The following is a 22343-nucleotide window of genomic DNA, read 5'->3' on the forward strand; positions in this document are numbered from 1 at the left end:
ATCTCCTCCCGAAATCCGCTCCCAATGCCGCCAGGATGTCTGGCTCGCGGCGAATGAAGCATAAAACATATTGTCAGACAACTGTTTTATTGATACCTGTTTAATTAAATCCGGCAAGCTGTTGTCGATCAGGGATATTGGCGTTACGAAATGCTGATGAGCTGGTTCGGCAGAAAGAGCCGGCGAAATGGGAAAGAGATGTCGTGTCGCAACAGTCAGAACTCTTCGGGAAGATCGATCGTCCGCGCCGCCTGCCGGACGAGATCGCCAAGAATATCTCCTCCGCCATCGAGGCGGGGCAACTGAAGCCGGGAGACCGTCTGCCGACCGAGCAGGCCCTTTCGGATCAGTTCGGCGTGGCCCGGACCGTGGTGCGCGAGGCGATCTCGCTTCTGAAATATGACGGCGTCATCCAGTCCCGCCGCGGCGTCGGCGCCTTCATTGCGGAGGTTGGCGGGCGCAGCGCCTTTCGCATCAGCCCCGCCTGCTTCGAGAAGCGGAAACAGCTTGCGCAGCTCCTGCAATTGCGCACGGGGGTTCAGGCGGATGCCTCGGCTCTTGCCGCTACCGCGCGGACCAGTCTCCAGCTTGCCGGGATCGGCGGGTTTCTGCAGGAGATGATCTCGGCCGTGGCGCAGGGGGATAATGCCATCGAGAGGCGGGTCGATGCCGAATTCGCTTTCTATAGGGCAATCACCGAGGCCTCCGGTAATGATTATTATGTCGAGTTCGTCGGCATGATCGAATCGAAGATCGCCGAGAATCTGCGCTCCGTCGCCATCAAGAATGCCAGGGCAGCCGAATGGGGCGGGGCGGTTCTGGCGGAGCACCAGACGGTGTTCGACGCCATCAGCGCCCGTGACGCGGAAGCAGCCCGCGGCGCGACCCGCACCCATTTCGAACGAGCGGCCCAGCGGCTTATCGACCGCGCCGACATTGCGGATTTGTGAGACGATGCTGAACCAGATCAATCCCGAGACCACCCTGCGCCACGGCGGCAGGATCCTTGTCGACCAGTTGAAGATCCAGGGTGTGGAACGCGTCTTCTGCATCCCTGGCGAGAGCTATCTCGCCGCGCTCGACGGCCTCTACGAAAGCGGCATCGACACGATCGTCTGCCGTCAGGAGGGCGGGGCGGCGATGATGGCCGAAGCCCATGGCAAGCTGACGGGGTGTCCCGGCATCGCTTTCGTCACACGCGGCCCCGGCGCCACCAATGCGTCGGCCGGCGTGCATGTGGCGTTCCAGGATTCGACGCCGATGATCCTGTTCGTCGGCCAGGTGGCGAGGCATCAGCGCGATCGCGAGGCCTTCCAGGAGGTCGATTACCGCCAGATGTTTGGTCCGCTCGCCAAATGGGTCGCCGAGATCGACACGACCGAGCGCATTCCCGAATATGTCAGCCATGCATTCCATGTGGCGACATCGGGCCGGCCGGGGCCTGTCGTGCTCGCCCTTCCGGAAGACATGCTGTCGGCGGAAGCACTGGCCGCCGACGTACCCGCCGCGGTTCTGCCGCGCATGGAGACCTCGCCCGAAGCAATCGACGACATTCTTGCCGCCCTTTCCAAGGCATCGCGGCCGCTGGTGATCGTCGGTGGCGGCGGATGGTCGGCTGAGGCGGCGGCGGATCTCGCGCGGTTTGCCGAGGCGCATGATCTGCCGGTCGGCGCGTCCTTCCGCTGCCAGGATTATCTCGACAACCGCCATCCCTCTTATGTCGGCGATATCGGCATCGGCATCAATCCGAAGCTCGCGGAACGGGTCCGTGATGCGGACCTGCTTCTAGTGCTCGGCGCGCGGCTCGGCGAGATGACGACGAGCGGCTACAGCCTCGTCGGCATTCCGGCGCCGGCTCAGGATCTCATTCACGTTTATCCCGATCCGGATGAGCTGGGCCGTGTCTATCGTCCGACGCTGGCCATCAGCGCGGCTCCGGCGCAACTTCTCGGCAAACTTGCCGCTACCCGCCCCGCTTCGCTGCCCGCCTGGAGCGAATGGCGCAAGGCGGCGCGTGCGGATTACGAGGCCTGGCGGATGCCGGCTGAAACGCCGGGGTTGCTCAAGATGGAATATATCGTGCGGCATCTCTCCGACACGCTGCCTGAGGACGCCATTCTCACCAATGGTGCCGGCAATTATTCAGCCTGGCTGCACCGCTATTTCGCCTACAAGAAATGGCGCACCCAGCTTGCTCCCACATCCGGTTCCATGGGGTACGGCTTGCCGGCGGCCGTTGCGGCAAAGCTCGCGCATCCCGACCGCGACGTCGTCTGCCTTGCCGGCGACGGCTGCTTCCAGATGGCGATGCAGGAGTTCGGCACGGCCTGCCAGTATGGCGCGAACATTATCGTCCTCGTCTCCAACAACGGCATGTACGGCACGATCCGGATGCATCAGGAGCGGCACTATCCTGGCCGCGTTTCGGGCACCGATATGATCAATCCCGACTTTGCGGCTCTGGCGAAGAGCTATGGCGCCTATGGCGAAACGGTATTGCGCAACGAAGATTTTCCGGCCGCGTTCACCCGTGCCCGGGAAGCGGGAGCGCCGGCTATTCTCGACCTGATGGTCGATCCAAAGGCGTTGTCTCCGAGGCTTGTTCTCTGAGGTGACACGGGAGTGAGAGTTATTCCAAGTTCGGCGCAATCGATAAATGTGCCGTTGTGGGAAGCGTTGTGCCGATATTGTAGAAACCACAATTAATTGGGGGTTAAAGATATCCACAACGAAAGAAAACATTATCCTTTTACTTGGATTCTTTCGGAATAACGCTGAGATGGCCAAAATATAACTTGAACAAAGCAGAGAATCACTCTCTTATCATACCAGTCGACGGGTCGCTCCTCCCACTCTTCACGTCGACTGTTCCCCTCTGGAGGTCATAACCTTCAGCATTGGCCGGACTTTTTAAGTCCGGCCTTTTTTATTGCATTGATTGTTGCCGGGTGAACTTACGGGGCCATCCTCAGAGCCAGGACAAAGCAGGCGCTGGCGATGATGCCGGTGATGGTGCGTACGTGGTTCCAAGCCGTCCAGCGGTCGAGATAGCCGGTCCAGTGTTCGGCACCGGCCGGGCTTGCCGGATCAACGACGGCAAGCGCCTCGTTCATCGGAACGTTGAAGATCATCGTGACCAGGATGATCCCACCGAGATAGAGCAGGCTGCCGGCAAGCAACATATAGGCGCCGGGCTGGCTGAGATTCAAAAGAGCGGCCATCGCCAGAATGACTGCAAGAAGTGCCGTTCCGAAAAACAGAATGAAGAAGATCGGGTTGAGTACGGTCACATTGATCGATTGCATGGCGGCGGTCCCGCCCTGCGGCGTGAGGCGGCCGAGCGCCGCCATCACCACATTGGAGAAGCCGTAGAAGAAGCCTCCCATGACGCCGGAGCCGATCGCGGCGAGAAAAACGGCTGTTGGCATGATCCTGTCCATTATTGGTTCCCTCCCCAAATGCCTGAAGCGGCCATCCGCCTGGCATAATCCGAAAAATCACGCGGCTGCCTGCCGAGCGCGCGATTTACGCCATCGCTCAGATATTCGTTGCGGCCGTCCAGCACGTTGCGGAAAAGATCATCCAGCAGCAGCACCAGATCTTCCGGCACGGCCTCTTTGCGCAACTCCGCAACGTAGTCATCCACCGAGACGGGAATGTAATCGATCTTGCGGCCGGTGGCTTTGGCGATTTCGCCGATCGCGTCCGCGAAAGTAAGAAGCCGCGGGCCCGTTACCTCATAGATCTGGCCGACATGACCGTCCTCCGTCAGCGCCGCGACGACGACGTCGGCAATGTCTTCGACGTCGATAAACGGCTCCGCGACGTCGCGGGCGGGCAGCACGACCTGTCCGGCCCTTATGCCGTTGCCCATGAAGCTCTCGCTGAAGTTCTGTGCGAACCAGGATGCGCGCACCACCGTCCAATCGGCGCCCGATTGCGCGATCAGCTGTTCGGTTCGCTGCGCTTCCGGCTCGCCGCGACCTGACAGCAGCACCAGTTCGCGGATGCCGCTCGCGACCGCCTGGCGGGCAAAGGCATCGACCGTTTCGCGGCTCCGGGAACAGCGAGGTCCGGATGATAGGTGATGTAGACGGCCGACACGCCGGCAAGAGCGCCTGCCCATGTCGGCCTGTCGGTCCAGTCGAAGGACGGGTTCGCCGAGCGGGAGCCGATACGCACCGGAACTCCCTGTCTGGTCAGTCGTTCGGCGACACGCCGCCCCGTCTTGCCGGTGCCGCCTAGGATCAGGATCGGGCCCTGGTCATGATGATTGGTCATCGTCGTTTCCTTTCTCCACAAATATGAGTAATCCTCATATTTGCAAATGTGATAAACCCTCATATTATATCCGTCAAGCGAAACCTGAGGAATCGATGACGACATGAGCCAGACGGAAAAATCGCAAGCTGCTGCAGCACCGGCGGCCGCACGCAAGCAGCCGACGCAGCAGCGCAGCCGGGAGCGGGTGGAGCGCATGCTCGAGGCCGCCGCGGCGCTGATTGCGGAAAAGGGCAGCGATGCGTTGAAGATGGGCGAAGTCGCCGAGCGGGCGGGCGTGCCGATTGGCTCGCTTTACCAGTTCTTCCCCGACAAGAGCGCCATCATCCTGACGCTGGCCGAACGCTACAATGCGCTCAGCCGCGAATGCATCGGGGAGGGGCTTGCCGATGTGCGGGATATGGCCGGGCTGGAGCGCGCCTTCACCGAACTGGTCGACACCTATTATGAGATGTTCCTGGCCGAGCCGGTCATGCGTGACATCTGGTCGGGAACGCAGGCCGACAAGGCGTTGCGGGAAAACGAACTCGCCGACAGCCGCATCATCGGCGGAATGCTGGCCGATGTTCTGATGCGGCTACATCGGGAGGGGGATCGGGAAGAGATCGCGACGACGGCTTTCCTGATCATGTCGCTCGGCGAGGCGACCATGCGGCTCGCCATTTCCGTGACGCGCGAAGAGGGCCAGGCGATCGTTGATGCCTATAAACGCATGGTTCTGAGAGAGATGCTGGCGCTCTGACCCTGGGCCGATCCGTCATGCCCGGGTGCGACCGAGCATGTTGCTGAGTTCCTTGGGGTCGGCGCAAAATATCCGGGAGATCTTCTGGTTCGGGTGTTCGCCTGCCCATTGCGCCGCCAGGGGTTGGGAAATGGTCACGCATTGCACACGGGGAAGCGGATTCGAAAGCACATGCACCTCGCATAAAGGCTCGGTGGAAAGGCATGCGACGACCGCGAGGACGGATTCCATAACTGCGATCCTTTCGTCGTTTGACCGCGACGACAATGCCGACGTGGAGGATAAGCCGCTGGCAGAGATAGGACTGTAACAGCCGCCTCAGCGAAATGGTTCCATTATTTGTCCCGTTTTAAGCGGAACCCAATTCCGATGGGCCGGAAGGTAGTCAGATGGTTGACTTCACCCGTTCCCAGCCATTTGCGAGGTGAACGTCCAGTTCGCGGGCCAGCGTCTCGGCATCGCGGGCTTCCAGCGCGGCCATGATCCGCTCGTGCTCGGCGACGGCCGCCGCCCAGCGCTCCGGCCCCTCATGGCCGACGAAGCGGATGCGCTTGACGCGCGATTGCAGCAGACCATGCACCTCTGCCAGCGGCGCGTTATCGGCAAGAGCCACGATGCCGGTGTGGATCTGCTGGTTGAGCTTGTAATATTCCAGCCGCTCGCCGGCCTGATAATGGCGCACCATGGCATCGTGGAGATCGCGCAGCCGGGCTATTCCCTCGTCGCTCGCCTTTGCGCAGGCGAGGCGGGCGGCCAGCATCTCCATCGACCGGATGACGATCAGCATGTCCTCGATATCCTTGGCCGAGAACCGCTTGACCATCGCGCCGCGGCTCGGCACGAGTTCGACGAGCCCTTCGCTTGCCAGGAATTTCAGCGCTTCGCGCAACGGCGTGCGCGAGACGCCCAGTTCCTCGCCGAGCTGGTTTTCGTATATGCGCTGGCCGGGCTGCAGATCGCCCTCGATGATCATGTCGCGCAACCGGTTGACGATCTCGCCATGCAGCGATTGACGGGAAATTGCCGTGACCGCACGTCGCCCAGCCTGTTCGATCACCTCCGAAGCCATCGTCTTTTCTCTCCCGCTTCCGTTCCTGCCGGACCCGCTCTGCGTGCTCGGTGTCCCTGTCGAAATCCATTTTCGCATTGGGAACGGCAAAATGATACTGCTTTCCATGTATTATTTTTTATACTGTATACAAAATGCTTGCGTATGGGAAATGTGGCTTGTAGTCTCCGGATGTCCATCGAAGAAGGAGGAGCTTTCATGGCCACAAGCGAAACGGGTGTCGAGACGCGGGCGGACCGTCCTGTCCTGGCTCTCGCCATGGGCGATCCGGCGGGCATAAGCCCGGAGCTGACCGCGCGGATACTCGCCTTGCCCGAGCTCCTGAGTGCCGCGCGTTTCGTCGTAATCGGTGACCGCCGCATCCTTGAGGAGGGCGCGGCAATCGCCGGAGTCGCGCCCGATCTCGATTATCGCACGCCGGCCGATTTCTCCGCCGATGTCACCGACCGGCCTGTCTTCGTCGATCTCGGTCATCTCGACCCTGCCGATGTCACGCGCGGCGAGGCGACGCTTGCCGGCGGCAGCTTCGCCACCGAAAATTTCCGCTTCGCGCTGCTGCTGGCAGATCAGGATCGCGTCGATGGGGTCTGTTTCACGCCCTTCAACAAGAAGGCGATGCGCTATGCCTATCCCGGCTATGACGACGAGATCCGTTTCGTCTCCGATGTGCTCTCCTTCGAGGGCCGGATGCGTGAGTTCAACGTGCTCGAGCGGGTCTGGAACGCGCGGGTGACCTCGCATATCCCGCTGTCGGCGGTCTCAAGCCACATCAGTGAGCAAGCCATTCTGGCTGAGATCGATCTGACCGCCACGTGCCTGCGTCTTGCGGGGATCGACCAGCCGCGGATTGCGGTGGCGGGGCTCAACCCGCATGCCGGCGATGGCGGCAGCTTCGGGATGGAGGAGATCGAGGTGATCGAGCCCGCCGTGGAGCGGGCGAAGGCGGCGGGCTACGCCGTTGAGGGGCCGTTCCCGGCCGACACCGTATTCCTGCGCGCGCTGAAGGAAGGTTTCCACGCCGTGTTGACCATGTATCACGATCAAGGCCAGATCGCGATGAAGATGATGGGCTTCGACAAGGGCGTGACCATGATGGGCGGGCTGCCGTTTCCGCTCTGCACCCCCGCTCATGGCACGGCTTATGACATAGCGGGTCGTGGCATCGCGGATGTGGGCGCGTCGCGCGAGGCAGTGCTGCTTGCGGCCAAGATGGCGAGACGACAGGCTGCGTTGAGAGAAGCGGCCGAATAGACCGATTGATGAAACGGGATCGAACCGCCGGGATTGGAGCTTGTGGTGGGACGATTCAAAACCTGGGAGGAACCGACATGCTTAAGAAGATTACCCTGGCGCTGCTTGCGATGACGGCCGCGGGGCCGGCGCTTGCCTTCGAGCCGACACGGCCTGTTGAATTCGTCGTGACATCGGGTCCGGGCGGCGGCACCGACAATTTCGCCCGCACGGTGCAGTCCATCATCGCCAAGCATAAGCTGATGGACGCACCCGTCGTCGTCACCAACAAGGGCGGCGGTAGCGGAGCTGAAGGCTTCGTCTACGCCGCGGGCTACAAGGGCGATCCCTACAAGCTGACCTTCGGCACCAATAATGAATATCTCCTGCCCAGCGTCGCGGCCGTCCCTTACAAGCCGGAAGACCTGACGCCCGTCGCCACGCTGGCGCTCGACGAATTCCTCATCTGGGTCAACGGCCAATCGGAGTTCAACGACGTCAAATCCTTCGTGGAGGCGGCGAAGGCGAAGCCGGGAGCGCTTCAGTTCGGCGGCAGCCAGTCCAAGGATACCGATCAGATCCTCGTCTCGACGATCGCCGATGTGACCGGAGCGCAATTCCGCTATATTCCGTTCAAGAGTGGCGGCGAGGCGGCGGTTCAACTGGCCGGCGGCCATATCGACGGCAACGTGAACAATCCCAACGAAAATCGCGGCCAGTGGCAGGCTGGCATGGTGAAGCCGCTCTGCGTCTTCCGGCCCGATCGCTTCCCGCAGAGCGACCCCGTGCATGACGGCAAGGGCTGGCACGATATCCCGACCTGCGCCGAAGCGGGTCTGGCGATCGACAATTATCGCATGCCGCGTACCGTCTGGCTGCCGGCCGGTGTGGACGAGGATGCCGTCGCCTTCTATCGCGATGTCCTGAAGAAAGTCTCCGAGACACCGGAATGGGCGGACTATGCCGCCAAGACGTCGCAGACATCGCAGTTCATGGCCGGCGACGACTTCGTGGCCTATCAGGCCAATGACCGGGAGAATGTTCTGAAAGTGCTCAAACGCGAGGGCTGGCTGGTCGAGTAAGCCCCGATCGGGATGGCGCCCCAATTGGGGCGTCTCCTAACCCGCAATGCCTGGGAGGCGAGCATGGCTGAATCCGAAAAGCAATCCGTGTCGCGCAAGACGATGGAAATCGTCACGGCGCTCCTGACCGCCGGGGCGGGTCTCGCCATTTGCTTCGGCTCGTGGCGAAGCGGTATCGGCTGGGCCGAGACTGGGCCGGAAGCGGGCTATTTTCCTTTCTATGTCGGTGTCCTGATCATCCTCGGTAGTCTGGTGACGCTGCTGCGAACCATGTTCTTCTACCGGCATGAAGGCGAGATATTCCTCGATATCGAGAAGGCCAGGCCCGTTCTCGGTTTCTTTCTGCCGCTCGTCGCCTTCACGGTCGTCTCACTGCTCCTCGGCCTCTATGTCGGCACGGCGCTCTACATATGCGGCGCCATGATGTGGCAGGGCGGCTATCGCTGGTGGATCAGCGCTCTGGCGGCGCTGGCCGTCACCGGCCTCTTCTACCTCATCTTCGAGATCGGCTTTCAGGTTCCGCTGCTGAAGGGGCCGATAGAGGGCTGGCTCGGCATCTACTGATCCGGCGATAGACCGTCGGAACCGCTTGGGAGGAAACAGGCGATGGGCAATTTCGGCTATCTGATGGACGGCTTCGCCACCGTCATCACCGCGCATCACCTCATGATCATGATGATCGGGGTCATGCTGGGCATCCTGGTCGGCGTTCTGCCGGGTCTCGGGGCGCCGAACGGCGTTTCGCTGCTCCTGCCGCTCACCTTCACGATGGATCCGATCTCGGCCATCATCCTGCTCTCCTGCATGTATTGGGGCGCGCTCTTCGGCGGATCGACCACCTCGATCCTGTTCAATATTCCTGGCGAGCCTTCCTCGGTGGCGACCACATTCGACGGCTATCCCATGGCCAAGAACGGCCAGGCGACGCGGGCGCTGACGCTTGCCTTCATGTCCGCCGGCATCGGCGCGCTTGCCGGCGTCGTCATGATCACGCTGCTTTCCGGCTGGGTCGCACGCTTTGCGCTGCAATTCTCTTCGCCGGAGTTCTTCGCCGTCTATTTCCTCGCTTTCGCCAGCTTCATCGGCATGAGCGCCAATGCGCCCGCCAAGACCTTGGTGACGATGATGCTGGGCTTCGCCTTTGCTACCGTCGGCATGGATACGATTTCCGGCGGGCTGCGCCTCACCTTCGGCATTCCGGATCTGATCAAGGGCATCTCCTTTCTCGTCGCGGTCATGGGGCTCTTCGGTATTGGCGAATTGCTGCTGACGACGGAGGAGGGGCTGCGTTTCAATGGCATCAAGGCGCGCGTCCGGCCCATTGATGTCCTGAAGACGCTGAAGGAGATGCCGCGCTATGGCTGGTCGATCCTGCGTTCGACGCTGATCGGCATCTGGATGGGCATCACGCCCGCCGGACCGACCGCCGCCTCCTTCATGAGCTATGGCCTCGCCCGGCGCTTCGCCAAGGACAAATCGCAGTTCGGCAAGGGCGACCCGCGCGGCATCGTCTCACCGGAAACGGCTGATCACTCCGCCGGCACGTCGGCGCTGCTGCCCATGCTGGCGCTCGGCGTTCCTGGTTCCGCGACGGCGGCGGTGATGATGGGCGGATTGATGATCTGGGGTCTGACGCCGGGGCCCATGCTCTTTATCGACAGGCCTGACTTTGTCTGGGGCCTCATCGCTTCGATGTATCTCGGCAATGTCGTCGCCGTGCTCCTGGTGCTGACCACCGTTCCGCTCTACGCCTCGATCCTGCGGGTGCCGTTTTCGATCGTCGGGCCGGTGATCGTCGCCATCATCTTCTCCGGCGCTTATCAGGTGGCCAGTTCGACCTTCGACATGTGGCTCGTGCTCGGCTTCGGTATCCTTGGCTATCTCTTCAAGAAGCTGGACTATCCGATCGCGCCGCTGGTGCTGGCCATGGTTCTCGGCGACAAGGCCGAGGATGCTTTTCGCCAATCCATGCTGATGTCGAACGGATCGCTGACGATCTTCTGGTCGAACCCGCTCGTCTCGACGATCATGGCCCTTGGCGTGCTGATGCTCCTTTGGCCACTGATCGCCAAGGCGGCCGGCCTGCGCCGCCCGCGCCGCCCGGCGACCGGACATCCCGCCAAGGTCTGACGTAACGGCCCATCTCAGTTCCGGAAGGATCGCTCTCCATGAACTTTCATGATTATTTTGCCGGCGCGGCCCGGCCCGTCGAGGCGTGCATTGTGGGTACCGGCGGGTTCGGCCGCAGCTTCCTGGCGCAGGCCGCGCGCGTTCCCCTGATGAATGTGCGGATCGCGGTCGATATCGACAGCGCCACGGCCGCGGCGGCGCTGGAATCCGTGGGAGCCGATAAAGTTGTCGAGTGCCACAGCGCGGAGGATGCGAGCCGCGCCTGGGCTGAAGGAGCTTCCATTGCCGCCGGCGACCTCGCCCATGTCATCCATCTGCCTTTCGACGTGCTGGTGGAAGCGACCGGCCATCCCGAAGCGGGTGCCCGCCATACCGAATTGGCGATCGAAGCCGGCAAGCATGTTGCGCTCGTCTCCAAGGAGGTGGACAGCGTCGTTGGTCCGGGCCTCGCTGCTCTCGCTGCCCGGAAGGGCAGGGTGGTGACCCCGGTTGACGGAGACCAGCCGAGCCTGTTGATCGGTCTCGTCACCTGGGCGGAAGTGCTCGGCTTCGAGATCATCTGTGCCGGCAAGTCAAGCGAATATGATTTCGTCTTAGACCCGGCGGCCGGAACGCTGACGAGCAATGGTGTTACCATCGATACCGCAGGTTTCGGCGATCTGCTCGAGCTTGGCGAGCAGGACGTTGCCGAATTCGTAACGGCGCGGGCGAAGGCGGCGGCGGAGCTGCCGCAACGCGCGGTGCCCGATCTCTGCGAACTTGCCGTTGTATCCCATTTCGTCGATCTCGTTCCCGACCGGCCGGATCTGCACTGTCCGATCGCACGGATATCGGAAGTGCCGACCTTCCTTTCGACTTGGGATGATGGCGGGCTTCTCCAGGGCGAGCGGCGGATGGATGTTTTCCACTGCCTGCGGCTTCCGGGCGAAATCAGCTTCGCCGGTGGGGTCTTCGTCGTCATCCGCTGCCGCGATGCGGCGAGCTGGGAACTGCTCGCCGGAAAAGGGCATATTTTGAGCCGGAATGGCGCAACCGCCATGGTCTATCTGCCTCGCCATCTCCTGGGACTGGAGGCGGCCACGAGCGTACTGGAAGCCGGGCTTAAGGGGCTTTCCAGCGGCGCGAGGCATCCTCGCCCGCGTTTCGATCTCATCGCAATCGCCGATGCCGATCTTGAGGCCGGGACATTGCTGACGGCGACGGGCCATCATCACGCCATCGAAAATGTTTCATCGGCGCTCGTGCCGGCGGGACCGCTCGAGGCGGAGCGACCGGCGCCGTTCTATCTCGTCGCAAACCGGCGGCTGGTCCACCCGGTAAAAGCCGGCAGCGCGATCCGTCTCGGTGACATCGCCGCGGAGGATTCATGCCTTCTCGATCTGCGCCGGCGGCAGGATGCCTTCTTCTTCGGAGCCGATTTGCAGAAGGCGCGCGAAAACGCTGTCTGAAGAGACAAAAGCCAGCCAAGGCTACAGTCATTCTTGGAACCTTCGCGGGAATGAGATGTTTGGCCCTGAAAAGGGCAGGAGTCATGGTCAAGGACAAAGATCCCGAACAATTCACCTATTCCGGTGAGAAGGCCCGCCAGGGCGAGATCATTCTCAGGACGCGGACGCGCCGCATCATCTTCATCGCTGGGCTGGCGGGGATACTGCTTTTCGCACTGATCCTGCGATTTGCGTTGTAGAACGCTAAATCCGCTCGCCACTCTTTCTGTCGAAAAGATGCAGCGCGTCGATCGGGCAACCGAAGCGTTGCAGCGCGCCGGAGGTGATCGCCGTCTGCTGCGGCAGGCTGGCGACGAGCTTCTGGCTTCCCACGGATCCGGAGACCACGCGTTCCGGCCCGGTCAGTTCCACAATCTCGATCTTTGCCTCGATGGAGGGCTGATCGCTTTCCTGCGCGATCGGATATAGGGCTTCGGGGCGGATTCCGATGACCACCTGCCGACGGGCTTCAGTCGAATGCAGATGCGCGGGCAGCACGATCCGCGCATTTGAACCGTCGATCGAAAGCGTGTTTCCCTCGAATGTCGCGTCGAGCAGGTTCATCGGCGGCGAGCCGACGAATTCCGCGACATAGAGCGTTGCCGGGCGGTTATAGATCTCTTCCGGCGTCGCCAGTTGCTCGATCTGGCCGTTGCGCATCACCGCGATGCGGGTGGCGAGCGTCATCGCCTCGATCTGGTCATGCGTGACATAGACGATGGTGGTGCCGAGCATCTGGTGCAGGCGCTTCAGCTCCGTGCGCATCTCCATGCGCAGCTTGGCGTCGAGATTGGAGAGCGGCTCGTCGAAGAGGAACACCTTCGGGTCGCGCACCAGCGCCCGGCCGATGGCGACGCGCTGGCGCTGCCCGCCGGAAAGTTCAGAGGGCTTGCGGTCGAGCAGGTTTTCGATCTGCAGGATCCCGGCGGTCTTGCGCACGGCGTCCTCACGCGTTGCGCGCGGAATTTTGCGCATTTCGAGGCCGAAGCCGATATTGCGGGCGACCGAAAGATTTGGATAAAGCGCATAGGACTGAAATACCATGGCGATGTCGCGGTCCTTCGGGTGCACGCCATTGACGGAACGGCCGTCGATGCGCACCTCGCCCGCCGTCGGCTCCGCCAGCCCGGCGATGATGTTGAGGAGCGTCGATTTTCCGCAGCCGGACGAGCCGAGCAGCACCAGGAATTCACCACTTTCAAGCGAGATGTCGATGCCTTTCAGCGTGTCGACACTGCCATAGCGCTTGCGGATATCGATCAGGTCAAGCGCGCTCATCGGCGTTCTCCTTCACGCTTAAGCCGGGACCGGCATCGTAACGGCGCGGCAGGGTGGAAATGGCGGTCGAGGCGATGTGCACGCCATATGTCAGGCTTTCGCCAAGCGGCTTGCCAAGGGCGTGGGCGGCAAGAAAGGCCGCGTTGAAGACATCGCCCGCGCCGATCGTGTCGATGACGGACACATCAGGGGCAGGTGCCTGCCACTGCCGGCCATCGGCGTCGAGGCCGAGCGCACCTGCGGGGCCGCGCTTGACGATGACGAGCGCGCCGGCGGGCATAAGGCTGCGAAGCATGGATGCCGCCTCTTCCGGCGACGCCTTTCCGGAAAGGGCCGTGGCTTCAACCTCGTTGAGCAGCAGACAAGCCGAGCGCGACAGCCAATTTCTCGCCGCCTCGCAATTGGCGTCCGTCCAACCATCGAGCGGCCAGCCGGTGTCGAGCGCGACGCGGATATCATGCGCATCGGCGAGATTGAACAGCGCGTCATATTGCGTCGTCAGCGCGTCGGTGAGGAAGCTGCCGCAGACGAGCAGAGTGCCGCCGGCGAGCGCCTCCCAGTTCAGCATGGCGCGCACCTGCGGCCAGTCGAGCGCGGGGAGATGACCGCGCGTCGTGAAGAAGGTGCGCTCGCCACCCGGATGGGTGATGCCGATGGAAAGCGTGGTGCCGACGGGCGCCACCGGCCAGGCAGCGGAATGCGGCGCGAAGGCCTCGCGCAGCCAGATGCCGAACTGGTCGGAGCCAATATTGGCTGCGAACTGGTAGTCGAGGCCGAGCGCCGACCAGACGAGCGCGCTGTTGCCCGCCGCGCCGCCGACGCGCAGCTCGTCATGATCGACGATGATCTCGGTGCCGGGCGTCGGCCAGGGCGTGGCCGGGCCCATGATCAGGTCGACATTGACATTCCCGACGACGGCGAGCGGATGCATCCCGTTCATTCGCTTCTCGTGATCTTGGACGAGCGCACCGGCGTGCCGGCATCGGCGACGCGCGAGGCGGCGAACTCGACCATGAAGCATTGCGCGGCTGGCAGCAGCGCGAAGATCGCCGCCATGCCGCTCGACGCGGTCACAGGAACGCTAACGATACCATCCACCGGCGGCTCTCCCGACGCGTCGAAGACGACGACGGGCGATCCTGCTTGTGCAGCGTCACGCGCCATGCGGGCGACGAGTTCCGATGTCGCTTCCTTTGCCCGGAACAAGACGATGCCGACCTTCGGCCCCAGCATCTCCATCGGACCGTGGCGCAACTGCCCGCCTTCCAGCGAATAGCAGGGCAGGCGCGAGAGTTCCGTCAGCCCAAGGGCGATGGCTTCCGCCACGCCCTGCATCCGACGTCCGGATGTGACGATGGTCGAGACATCGCGCATGGCATCGAGCGCGGTGGATAAATCAGGTACCTGTGGGTGCGCTAGAAGAGTAAGGGCTGGTTGCTGATCTTCTCCCAGTGCCGCGAGTATCGCCGCGTGAAGCGCGAAGGTCACCGTCAGGCTGCGGGTCGCGGCGAAGGCGTGCTCTGTTCCACCGGCGCCGACGAGGTTCGGCAGGATCCTAGCCATGGTCGAGCCCGCCTCGAGGGTGAGGCCGAAGACATCCTCCGGCTTGCTCCCTTCCGAAATGCCCGCTTCCGAGAGGAAGCGCAGTACTTCGGCGCTTTCGCCCGATTGCGAGGTCATCAGGATGGTGCGGCCGGCAAGCGGCAGCGACTGGTTTAACTGTTCGGAAAGCGGCAGCGCCACGGCGTCGACGCCGAGCTCGCGGTAAAAAGGCTCCATGGCACGGCCGACAGCATGGGAGCCCCCCATGCCGAGAAGCAGCAGCCTGCCGGTCCGCTTCAGCGAATTGGCAATGACTTTTGCGGTTTCGCCGGCATTCTCGAAAGAAGCCAGGGCGTCGCCATGCTGGCGCGCCATTTCCCTGTCGATCGCCATCAGGCCCGCCGGGCGCAAGCTGTTCACAGTCATATTCATCCTTTGACGCCGCCTCCGGTAAGCCCCGAGATCAGGGCGCGTTGCATGACGAGGCCGATCACCACAGGCGGCAGGGCGGCGAGCACGCCGGCTGTCGCGATCAGCCCGTAATCGGATACGCGGCCGCCGGCGAGATCGGCGATGGCCACGGTCAGGGTCTTGGCGCGCTGGTCGGAGGTGAAGAGCAGCGCATAGAAGAATTCGTCCCAGGCAAGCAGGAAGGCGAAGAGCGCCGCCGTCGCCATGACGGGCGCGGCGAGCGGCAGGGTGATGATGCGGAGCACCTGGTCGAGCCGCGCGCCGTCCATCATCGCCGCGCTTTCGATTTCACGCGGGATATTGTCGAGCCCCGATTTCAGCAGCCATGTGGTGAATGGCGCCAGAATGGTGAGGTAGACCATCGCCAGCCCGTAGACGGTATTGAGCAGGCCGAGTGCTGCGAGCGCCATATAGAGGGGCACGGCGAGCGCCACGGGCGGCAGCATATAGGTGGCGATGACGATATAGAGCGACCAGGTGACATCAGGGGTGCGCGACACGGCCCAGGCCGCGGGAATGGCCACGGCCACGGCGGCCAGCGTCGCCATGCCTGCAACCTTGAGGCTATTCAGCAATGCCGAGATAAAGGCCGCGCCGGCGCTGTTGCTGGTGGTGGCGAGCAGCAGCTCATAGCGGGAGAAGTCCACGTCCTGCGGCCACCAGTGCAGCGGCTTGGCAATGAGATCGTTCGTCGAGGAAATGCTCATGACGAAGAGCCAGAGGACGGGCGCGAGCACGACGATAGCGAGCAGCAGCGCACAGACATGGATGAAGATCTGGAAAGCGAGGCTGCGGCGCTCCATCAGGCTGTACCTCCGGCACTTTTGCGGATGAGCGCGGCATAGGCGACGGCGAGTATGGTCACCAGCAGCGTGACGATCAGCGCCAGCGACGCGCCCGATCCGGCGCGCTGGAAGGAAAAGGCTTCCTGATAGACGAGGATGGAGAGCGTGCGGGTGCTGTTCGCCGGGCCGCCCCGCGTCATCACCCAGATGATGTCGAAGACCTTGAAGGCCTCAATGGTTCTGAGCACCAGCGCGACCATCAGCGGGCCGGCGAGATAGGGCAGGATCACGAAGCGGAAGCGAGACCATGCACCCGCGCCATCCACCATGGAAGCCGCCATGATATCGCGCGGGACGGCCTGCAGCGCGGCCAATGCGATCAGCGCGACGAGCGGAAAATTCTTCCAGCAATCGGCGATGATCAGCGCCGCCATGGCGGTGCCGGGCTCGCCGAGCCATGAGCGATAGGTGTCGAGAAGGCCGATCTGCGTCAGAAGAGCGTTGAGCGCGCCATATTCGGGATTATAGATCAGCCGCCACAGCGTGGCGTTGACGACGGTCGGCAGCGCCCAGGGCAGGATCATCAGCGCCCGGAGCAGGGTGCGCCCCCTGAACTCCTGATTGAGCAATAGGGCGGCGAGCACGCCGAGCACCATTTCCGCCGTGACGGAAAGGACGGCGAACAACGCGGTGATGGTCAGGGCGCGCTGGAAATTGGAGCTGGAGATCAGCTTGGCGTAATTCTCGATGCCGACGAAGCTGCCTTGCGTTCCGATCAGCCTGGCATCGGTGAAAGAGAGCCTGACGGTATCCACCAGAGGCCAGCCGATGACCGCGATCATCACGATCAGGAGCGGCAGCATCAGGAGCCAGGCTCTGGTCGTGATCCAGGTTTGGGACATGAGGTTACGCCTGAACTTCTAGTTATCGTCATCCTCGGGCTTGTCCCGAGGGATCTACGACAGAAAAACATGGATCGGTGCGGTCGTAAGCCTGTCACGGATGACGGTGCTTTTTTCCGTGGATCCTCGGGACAAGCCCGAGGATGACGGTCAGGGATGCGCTGCCTCCCCATCAGGGGGAGGTGGCGCCGGGCTGATCAAAGGCCGCTGTTCTCGGCAGCCGCCTTCAGCGCGTCTTCCGGGCTCGACTGGTCGAGCAGCGCTTCCTGAATGCCCTGCTGCAGAGCGGCCGACAGCTCCTGATATTTCGGTGTCGTCGGACGCGGATACATGGCGGCGAGAGCGACCTTTGCCGCCTTGATCAGCTCTTCCTGATCCTTGGTGACATCGGGGTCCTCATAAGAGGCGGCCCAGATCGGCAGGCTGAGCTTGGCATAGGCGTTCTGCGTCTCCTGCGAGGTCATGAAGGCGATGTATTTCCAGGCCTCGTCGGGATGCTTGCTTGTCGTGGTGACGCCGAGGCCCATCGAGCCGTTGACGGCCGAAACCTCGCTCTTGCCTTCGACGCCGGGAGCGGGAACCACGCCGACCTTGCCGGCGACCTTGCTCTCCTTCTCGTCATTGGCGAGATTGTACATGTAGGTCCAGTTGAGCGCGAAGGCCGCTTCGCCATTCTGGAAGACGCGGCGGACGTCCTCTTCCAAGAACTCCTTGGAATTCGGGTTGCTGACGCCGGACTTATAACTGTCGACCATATAGTTCAGCGCATCGAGGCCGCCATCGGTCTGGAAAGCCGGCTTGCCGTCTTCAAGGAACTTGCCGCCATAGGCGCTGACCAGCGTCGTGTAATCGCAGATCGCGGCTTCCGCCTGAGCCCAACTCCAGGCAATCGGGTTTTCGAGAAGGCCCTTTTCCTTGATGAGCTTGGCCTGATCCTGCAACTCCGCCCACGTCTTCGGGGGCTCGGAAATGCCCGCTTTTTCGAGGATTTCCTTGTTGTAGAAGAGATATTTGGTGTCGAGGATCCAGGGCATGCCGTAGCGCTTGCCCTCATATTCGACCGTCGTCCAGGCACCGGGAAGAATGCCGTCCTTCATTTCCGGCGTGATGCGGTCGGTGACGTCGACCAGCACCTTGTTCGCGGCATATTCGGCAGGCCAGATCACGTCGAAGAGCACGACGTCATAGCCGCCGCCAGAGCCTTGCGCGAGCACGGTCTTGTCGTGCAGGCCCTCATAGGGGACGAATTCGAGATTGACCTTCACATCCGGATTGGCCTTGGTGAAGGCGTCCGTCATGGCGCGCACATCCGCCTCGCTATAGGCGGCCTGGGCCATGAAGAGCGCGTTGAGCGTTGTTTCCGCATAAGCGGGCATCGCCTGGATGCCCAGGAGAAGCGTTGCGCCGAGAAGCGCCGTGTTAATGGATTTCAGCATGTCATCCTCCAGTTTCTGGCTTTGAATCTCGCTATCCAACTTTGGAGCGTGCACCGTGCGGACGCTGTTCGACCGACCAGAGCTTCGTTCCCCGGGGCTTTCCAGGCCCTTCTTTTAAGTCAATTGTCTTGACTTATTTGTTGAGCAAGATTTAGCTCAAGTCAAGAGGGTTCGAAAATGAATGATGCGCGAGTGATCAGGGCGACGAGCGGCACCAATCTGGGAGGCGCCAGCGCGCATAACAGGCGGGTGATGGTGGACGCGCTGCGCCTCAACGGCGCCCTGTCGCGCGCCGAGCTTGCCCGTGCGACGCGGCTGACGAAACAGACTGTCTCCAACATCATCGAGGAACTGGAGCGCGACGGGCTGGTGCGATCGCAGGCTTCCGTGAGAAAGGGGCGCGGCCAGCCGGCGACGCCTTATGAGCTCGTGCCGGAAGGCGCCTATGCGCTTGGCCTGCAGATCGACCGTTATGTAAGCCGCGTCATCGCCGTCAATCTGGTGGGCGAGGTGCTGGTGCAGAAATCCGTCGAGCTTCCGCCGGGTGGGCCGGAAAAAGGTGTCAGGATCATCCTGGATCTGATCGAAAGCGCGCGCAGCACGCTGTCGGACGCCGTGCCGGAGGCGGAACGGCGGCTGGTCGGGCTCGGCGTCGCCATGCCGGGGCCTTTCGGCATCGATGGCGACGACGACAATCAATGGATGATGGCGAGCTGGCAGAATTATCCGCTGCTAGAAATGCTCGCCACCGGAACGGGGCTCGAGGTGGCGCTGCAGAACGATGCCGCCGCCGCCGCCACGGCGGAAAGGCTGGTGGGCTCGGCCCACGGTCTCGACCACGCCATCTGCATCTATCTCGGCTATGGTCTCGGCGCCGGCCTGATCCTGAACGGCGAGCTCTATAGCGGACAGAACGGCAATGCCGGCGAGATCGGCATGAGCCTCGCCCCCGGCGAAGCGGGCGCCAGGCCATTCGTTGCACCGCTGGAACACCAGGCGTCCCTCGCCTCGCTTTGCAAGATTCTCGATATCGCTCCCTCCGATCCCCGGCTTTTCGACAAGATCGAACGGGCGGCGGAAAAGCCGAATGAGCAGGTCGAGGAATGGATGAAAGGCGCATCCGAACGGCTGCGCTGGATGGTGCATCTGCTCGAAACGGTCTTCGATCCGCAGACGATCATATTGTGCGGCGGGGCACCGCGCGTGCTGATCGATCAGCTGATCGACCACATGCAGCCGCTCCTGCCGTCGCTGGCGGCGCGCAGCTCACGCGCGCTGCCGCGCATCCAGCCGGGGCTCGCCAATCCATGGGCGGTCGCGCTCGGTGCCGCCGCCGAGCCGATCGCCAGGGCGTTCGATCCGCGTTTTTCCGCGATCCTCAAATCCCGCTTCGGGGCGTGAAGTGGATCAGGGCTCACCGCGGATCCGGCGGATGAAATACCAGACGCCGACAAGCGCGAACATGATCATGACGGCTGCGAGGGCGTATTGCACCGGCCCGCGGCCGGTTGCAATTGCGGCGAGGCCGGTGGCGACGCTTCCGAGTGATCCCAGCGCTTCCGGTTTGGCAAGGATCGATGTAACCGATGTGTCGCTCTGCCTCGCCTTCGCCGTTGCGGAGCCCGCTCCGTTGGCGGCGGGACTGTCCTTGTTTTCGGCGGCAAGCGCCAAAGCGCGTGACCGGACGCGTTCAACACGTGAAGTCCAGCCCGTTCCGAACGTGTCTGCAGCCATCAATGTCTGAAGCCATGCCTGACGTTTGTCGCACAATGCATTGATGACGTCCGCAACGTTTCGGCTTTCGGCGGCGCGGATCGTCTGCATGCCGATCACGCCATCCTGGGGGACGCCGATGATCTCCTGCAACATTATCGCCGCGCGCGCTGGGCCGGAATTGACCGCAAAGTCGAATACCGCGTAATCGAGACCCGCTGGCAGCTCATCTCCGTCTATCTTGTTCCAGTATTCCACCTTGTAGATCTGGGTCGCCTCTGCTTTGCCAAGATTCTTGACATCGTCCGGCGAGACGGCGTGTCCTCGCCAGGCCGAAAGCGTCCGCAGGGTAATGCCCATATTTGTAGGGCCGCCGGGATCGGCGGGATTGTCAGCATATCCCCCCTCTTCCTCGAATACATATCGCATGCATTGGGGGAAGGTTCCTTGTGCCATGCCCGTTCCTTCCAAACTAAAATTGAATAGGAACGTAATATAGAAGACTTAAAGTTGAAATTTTCATAATATACTGGATATATCTCGATATAACGGTGATATTTACTTCACTCACTACTCCAATGCCGCAGCCGGACATTTTCACAAGTCGGCTGTGCTTGGAATGGGAGGTCTGCGGTATAGGGTGGCTGGAACGGGCCAGATAAGCACGATGCAGCGGGAGCGTTTCCGCCGATTCACCGGCCAACCGTCCGATCTGATCGTCCCGAGCCTCAGCCGCGGCCTTCCGAGAATTCGGGCGGAACGCCGTTCCCACCTTTTCCTGAATTTGCTCAGGCCCGCCATGCGCTTTCGCTCTTGCGCTCATAATGGTCGAAAGCCTTGACGAGACCGTCGAGCACTTCGGCGGAGGTTTCGAACATGGCCTTGAATTGCGGTTCGTCCACTTTCTCGATGTCTTCGCGCAGATGCGTTGTCGTCTCCTGCAGCCTGGCTTTCGTCTTCCGGGTGTGGTGGTGCGGGTCGCGTTCCTCGGGTGACATGATCTATTCCTTTCATTCCATGCATCAACTTCAGGACCGATCGACGCATTCACGGACAAGTCCCGCATGTTCCGAGGAGGCAGGATGAAGGTCGTCCATTTTCGCGTCGCGACACTTGATCAAGATCAACTCTACCTCCGGTTTAGTTCCGTAAGCTGGAGGGTTCCCTCGTTCCGGGGTTAAACGCATGAAGCAGCATTTGGTGCGGCCGCGCCGCTCGCTGTTTCAATTCGTGATGGGGGCGGCGCGAGGAACAAAGCATAACCTGCCCGCGTTACCGCAGAGGACCCGAAAGGGCGCATGCGGCCAACCGGACGAGGTGAAATTGGCGCCAAGAGCGAATTGGAAAGGTTTTCTGAAGGTCGGCGAACTGGTCTGTCCGGTCGCCCTCTATACGGCCGCCTCGACATCCGAGCGCATCGGCTTCCACATGCTCAACCGGGCGACGCATCATCGCCTGCGGCGTCAATATGTCGACAGCCAGACCGGTAAGCCGGTGGAAAGGGATGAGCAGGTCAAGGGCTATGAAATCGGTAATGATGAATATCTGATGCTCGAGCCCGAGGAGGTGGCATCCGCCGTGCCGGAGAGCGACAAGACGCTCAGCATCTCCGATTTCATCGCCTGCCGGGATATCGACAGCGTCTATTTCGACAAACCCTATTATCTGGCGCCGAGCGACGAGCGAGCCATGGAGGCTTACGTTCTGATCCGCGAGGGCATGCGTGCGAAGAATGTCGCGGCGCTGGCGCACACGGTTCTCTTCCGTCGCGCCCGCTCGGTGCTGATCCGCACCCACGGCGACGGGCTGATCGCCACGACGCTCAATTTCGATTACGAGGTGCGCGCGGCGCGGGAAGCGTTCGACGAGGTGCCGGATATCACGATCAAGGGCGAGATGCTCGATCTGGCCAGACATATCATCGACACCAAAATGGGCAAGTTCGACCCGAGCGAATATGATGATCGCTATGAGGCAGCCCTTGCCGAGCTGGTCAAGGCGAAGCTGGAAGGCAGGACCATCGAGGTGAAGACGGAGCGTCCGGCCGGTAAAGTGGTCGATCTCATGGAAGCGCTGCGCGAAAGCGCCGGGATGAGCAAGAAGAAGGCTTCGGGCAGCACGGCCAAAAAATCCGCCTCTGCAAGGGCCAAAGCCAGGAAAGAAACTGCCGCCAGCAGACGCAAGGCAAGCTGATC

General features: G+C 62.0%; 21 protein-coding genes and 1 pseudogene. 11 read left to right on the top strand and 11 right to left on the bottom strand.

Annotated elements, in window-relative coordinates; all coding sequences use genetic code 11:
• Positions 1–203: 203 nt before the first annotated feature.
• Together ATN84_RS21360 and ATN84_RS21365 are read left to right on the top strand one after the other, a co-directional pair.
• Positions 204–950, top strand: coding sequence for a FadR/GntR family transcriptional regulator (locus ATN84_RS21360; RefSeq protein ID WP_068884533.1), 747 nt, complete (start codon positions 204–206; stop codon positions 948–950).
• A 4-nt stretch (positions 951–954) separates the two neighbouring features.
• A complete protein-coding gene (locus ATN84_RS21365) occupies positions 955–2610 on the top strand; it encodes a thiamine pyrophosphate-binding protein (protein ID WP_068884534.1) in 1656 nt (551 codons plus the stop codon).
• Between the two features lie 344 nt (positions 2611–2954).
• On the opposite strand, the gene ATN84_RS21370 is transcribed toward ATN84_RS21365, so the two are convergent.
• Both ATN84_RS21370 and ATN84_RS21375 read right to left on the bottom strand, forming a co-directional pair.
• A complete protein-coding gene (locus ATN84_RS21370; RefSeq protein ID WP_244491163.1) occupies positions 2955–3428 on the bottom strand; it encodes an anthrone oxygenase family protein in 474 nt (157 codons plus the stop codon).
• Positions 3429–3439: 11 nt separating this feature from the next.
• Positions 3440–4281 (bottom strand): annotated as a pseudogene (locus tag ATN84_RS21375) (NAD(P)H-binding protein).
• A 103-nt stretch (positions 4282–4384) separates the two neighbouring features.
• Between ATN84_RS21375 and ATN84_RS21380 the strand changes: the two are divergent.
• Positions 4385–5023 (top strand): TetR/AcrR family transcriptional regulator, encoded by a 639-nt coding sequence (locus tag ATN84_RS21380; RefSeq protein ID WP_068884536.1) that lies wholly within the window; start codon positions 4385–4387, stop codon positions 5021–5023.
• Between the two features lie 385 nt (positions 5024–5408).
• Here the strand turns inward: ATN84_RS21380 and ATN84_RS21390 are convergent, their stop codons facing one another.
• Positions 5409–6092: a GntR family transcriptional regulator gene (locus ATN84_RS21390; RefSeq protein ID WP_068884538.1), complete on the bottom strand. Its 684-nt coding sequence runs from the start codon at positions 6090–6092 to the stop codon at positions 5409–5411.
• 198 nt (positions 6093–6290) lie between these two features.
• Here ATN84_RS21390 and ATN84_RS21395 point away from each other — a divergent pair, with 198 nt between their 5' ends.
• From ATN84_RS21395 to ATN84_RS21420, 6 genes are all read left to right on the top strand, one after another.
• Positions 6291–7343 carry a 4-hydroxythreonine-4-phosphate dehydrogenase PdxA gene (locus ATN84_RS21395; protein WP_068884755.1) on the top strand — a complete coding sequence of 351 codons (1053 nt, stop codon included), beginning with the start codon at positions 6291–6293 and terminating at the stop codon, positions 7341–7343.
• 77 nt (positions 7344–7420) lie between these two features.
• Positions 7421–8404 (top strand): Bug family tripartite tricarboxylate transporter substrate binding protein, encoded by a 984-nt coding sequence (locus ATN84_RS21400; RefSeq protein WP_068884539.1) that lies wholly within the window; start codon positions 7421–7423, stop codon positions 8402–8404.
• A gap of 63 nt (positions 8405–8467) precedes the next feature.
• On the top strand, positions 8468–8968 hold the full coding sequence (locus tag ATN84_RS21405; protein ID WP_068884540.1) for a tripartite tricarboxylate transporter TctB family protein: 501 nt from the start codon (positions 8468–8470) through the stop codon (positions 8966–8968).
• Positions 8969–9010: 42 nt separating this feature from the next.
• Entirely contained in the window at positions 9011–10534 is a 1524-nt protein-coding gene (locus ATN84_RS21410; protein ID WP_068884541.1) for a tripartite tricarboxylate transporter permease, read from the top strand.
• Between the two features lie 38 nt (positions 10535–10572).
• A complete protein-coding gene (locus ATN84_RS21415; RefSeq protein WP_068884542.1) occupies positions 10573–11982 on the top strand; it encodes an NAD(P)H-dependent oxidoreductase in 1410 nt (469 codons plus the stop codon).
• Between the two features lie 83 nt (positions 11983–12065).
• A complete protein-coding gene (locus ATN84_RS21420; RefSeq protein ID WP_068884543.1) occupies positions 12066–12221 on the top strand; it encodes a peptide ABC transporter permease in 156 nt (51 codons plus the stop codon).
• Positions 12222–12225: 4 nt separating this feature from the next.
• Here ATN84_RS21420 and ATN84_RS21425 read toward each other — a convergent pair whose 3' ends face one another.
• The 6 genes from ATN84_RS21425 to ATN84_RS21450 all read right to left on the bottom strand — a co-directional run bounded on the left by ATN84_RS21425 (position 12226) and on the right by ATN84_RS21450 (position 18435).
• Complete coding sequence (locus tag ATN84_RS21425) at positions 12226–13299, bottom strand: ABC transporter ATP-binding protein (protein ID WP_068884544.1); 1074 nt, start codon at positions 13297–13299, stop codon at positions 12226–12228.
• The gene (locus ATN84_RS21430; RefSeq protein ID WP_068884756.1) at positions 13286–14230 is read right to left on the bottom strand and encodes a carbohydrate kinase family protein; all 945 of its coding nucleotides are present in this window, start codon (positions 14228–14230) and stop codon (positions 13286–13288) included. Before ATN84_RS21430 ends, ATN84_RS21425 begins: the two co-directional genes overlap by 14 nt.
• Positions 14231–14235: 5 nt before the next feature.
• Entirely contained in the window at positions 14236–15273 is a 1038-nt protein-coding gene (locus ATN84_RS21435; protein ID WP_068884545.1) for an SIS domain-containing protein, read from the bottom strand.
• Entirely contained in the window at positions 15270–16115 is an 846-nt protein-coding gene (locus tag ATN84_RS21440; RefSeq protein WP_068884546.1) for a carbohydrate ABC transporter permease, read from the bottom strand. Before ATN84_RS21440 ends, ATN84_RS21435 begins: the two co-directional genes overlap by 4 nt.
• Positions 16115–16999: a carbohydrate ABC transporter permease gene (locus tag ATN84_RS21445; RefSeq protein WP_068884547.1), complete on the bottom strand. Its 885-nt coding sequence runs from the start codon at positions 16997–16999 to the stop codon at positions 16115–16117. The genes ATN84_RS21440 and ATN84_RS21445 overlap by 1 nt, the downstream gene beginning before the upstream one ends.
• A 197-nt stretch (positions 17000–17196) precedes the next feature.
• Entirely contained in the window at positions 17197–18435 is a 1239-nt protein-coding gene (locus tag ATN84_RS21450; RefSeq protein ID WP_068884548.1) for an extracellular solute-binding protein, read from the bottom strand.
• A gap of 177 nt (positions 18436–18612) precedes the next feature.
• Here ATN84_RS21450 and ATN84_RS21455 point away from each other — a divergent pair, with 177 nt between their 5' ends.
• Complete coding sequence (locus ATN84_RS21455) at positions 18613–19836, top strand: ROK family transcriptional regulator (RefSeq protein WP_068884549.1); 1224 nt, start codon at positions 18613–18615, stop codon at positions 19834–19836.
• A gap of 6 nt (positions 19837–19842) precedes the next feature.
• Here ATN84_RS21455 and ATN84_RS21460 read toward each other — a convergent pair whose 3' ends face one another.
• Positions 19843–20604 (bottom strand): glycoside hydrolase family 108 protein, encoded by a 762-nt coding sequence (locus tag ATN84_RS21460; RefSeq protein WP_068884550.1) that lies wholly within the window; start codon positions 20602–20604, stop codon positions 19843–19845.
• A 332-nt stretch (positions 20605–20936) separates the two neighbouring features.
• Positions 20937–21146, bottom strand: a complete 210-nt coding sequence (locus ATN84_RS21465; protein WP_068884551.1) for a hypothetical protein — start codon at positions 21144–21146, stop codon at positions 20937–20939.
• 325 nt (positions 21147–21471) lie between these two features.
• Here ATN84_RS21465 and ku point away from each other — a divergent pair, with 325 nt between their 5' ends.
• Complete coding sequence (gene ku / locus ATN84_RS21470) at positions 21472–22341, top strand: non-homologous end joining protein Ku (RefSeq protein ID WP_068884757.1); 870 nt, start codon at positions 21472–21474, stop codon at positions 22339–22341.
• The last annotated feature ends 2 nt before the right edge of the window (positions 22342–22343 follow it).

It is taken from the genome of Paramesorhizobium deserti, from assembly GCF_001558695.1.
In the GTDB taxonomy this organism is placed as follows: domain Bacteria; phylum Pseudomonadota; class Alphaproteobacteria; order Rhizobiales; family Rhizobiaceae; genus Paramesorhizobium; species Paramesorhizobium deserti.

What these genes read in the sequence shown, in the direction of transcription:
- ATN84_RS21365 (WP_068884534.1), top strand. Translation starts at nt 955, where the DNA reads ATGCTGAACCAGATCAATCCCGAGACCACCCTGCGCCACGGCGGCAGG.
- ATN84_RS21370 (WP_244491163.1), bottom strand. Translation starts at nt 3,428, where the DNA reads ATGCCAACAGCCGTTTTTCTCGCCGCGATCGGCTCCGGCGTCATGGGA.
- ATN84_RS21380 (WP_068884536.1), top strand. Translation starts at nt 4,385, where the DNA reads ATGAGCCAGACGGAAAAATCGCAAGCTGCTGCAGCACCGGCGGCCGCA.
- ATN84_RS21390 (WP_068884538.1), bottom strand. Translation starts at nt 6,092, where the DNA reads ATGGCTTCGGAGGTGATCGAACAGGCTGGGCGACGTGCGGTCACGGCA.
- ATN84_RS21395 (WP_068884755.1), top strand. Translation starts at nt 6,291, where the DNA reads ATGGCCACAAGCGAAACGGGTGTCGAGACGCGGGCGGACCGTCCTGTC.
- ATN84_RS21400 (WP_068884539.1), top strand. Translation starts at nt 7,421, where the DNA reads ATGCTTAAGAAGATTACCCTGGCGCTGCTTGCGATGACGGCCGCGGGG.
- ATN84_RS21405 (WP_068884540.1), top strand. Translation starts at nt 8,468, where the DNA reads ATGGCTGAATCCGAAAAGCAATCCGTGTCGCGCAAGACGATGGAAATC.
- ATN84_RS21410 (WP_068884541.1), top strand. Translation starts at nt 9,011, where the DNA reads ATGGGCAATTTCGGCTATCTGATGGACGGCTTCGCCACCGTCATCACC.
- ATN84_RS21415 (WP_068884542.1), top strand. Translation starts at nt 10,573, where the DNA reads ATGAACTTTCATGATTATTTTGCCGGCGCGGCCCGGCCCGTCGAGGCG.
- ATN84_RS21420 (WP_068884543.1), top strand. Translation starts at nt 12,066, where the DNA reads ATGGTCAAGGACAAAGATCCCGAACAATTCACCTATTCCGGTGAGAAG.
- ATN84_RS21425 (WP_068884544.1), bottom strand. Translation starts at nt 13,299, where the DNA reads ATGAGCGCGCTTGACCTGATCGATATCCGCAAGCGCTATGGCAGTGTC.
- ATN84_RS21430 (WP_068884756.1), bottom strand. Translation starts at nt 14,230, where the DNA reads ATGCATCCGCTCGCCGTCGTCGGGAATGTCAATGTCGACCTGATCATG.
- ATN84_RS21435 (WP_068884545.1), bottom strand. Translation starts at nt 15,273, where the DNA reads ATGAATATGACTGTGAACAGCTTGCGCCCGGCGGGCCTGATGGCGATC.
- ATN84_RS21440 (WP_068884546.1), bottom strand. Translation starts at nt 16,115, where the DNA reads ATGGAGCGCCGCAGCCTCGCTTTCCAGATCTTCATCCATGTCTGTGCG.
- ATN84_RS21445 (WP_068884547.1), bottom strand. Translation starts at nt 16,999, where the DNA reads ATGTCCCAAACCTGGATCACGACCAGAGCCTGGCTCCTGATGCTGCCG.
- ATN84_RS21450 (WP_068884548.1), bottom strand. Translation starts at nt 18,435, where the DNA reads ATGCTGAAATCCATTAACACGGCGCTTCTCGGCGCAACGCTTCTCCTG.
- ATN84_RS21455 (WP_068884549.1), top strand. Translation starts at nt 18,613, where the DNA reads ATGAATGATGCGCGAGTGATCAGGGCGACGAGCGGCACCAATCTGGGA.
- ATN84_RS21460 (WP_068884550.1), bottom strand. Translation starts at nt 20,604, where the DNA reads ATGGCACAAGGAACCTTCCCCCAATGCATGCGATATGTATTCGAGGAA.
- ATN84_RS21465 (WP_068884551.1), bottom strand. Translation starts at nt 21,146, where the DNA reads ATGTCACCCGAGGAACGCGACCCGCACCACCACACCCGGAAGACGAAA.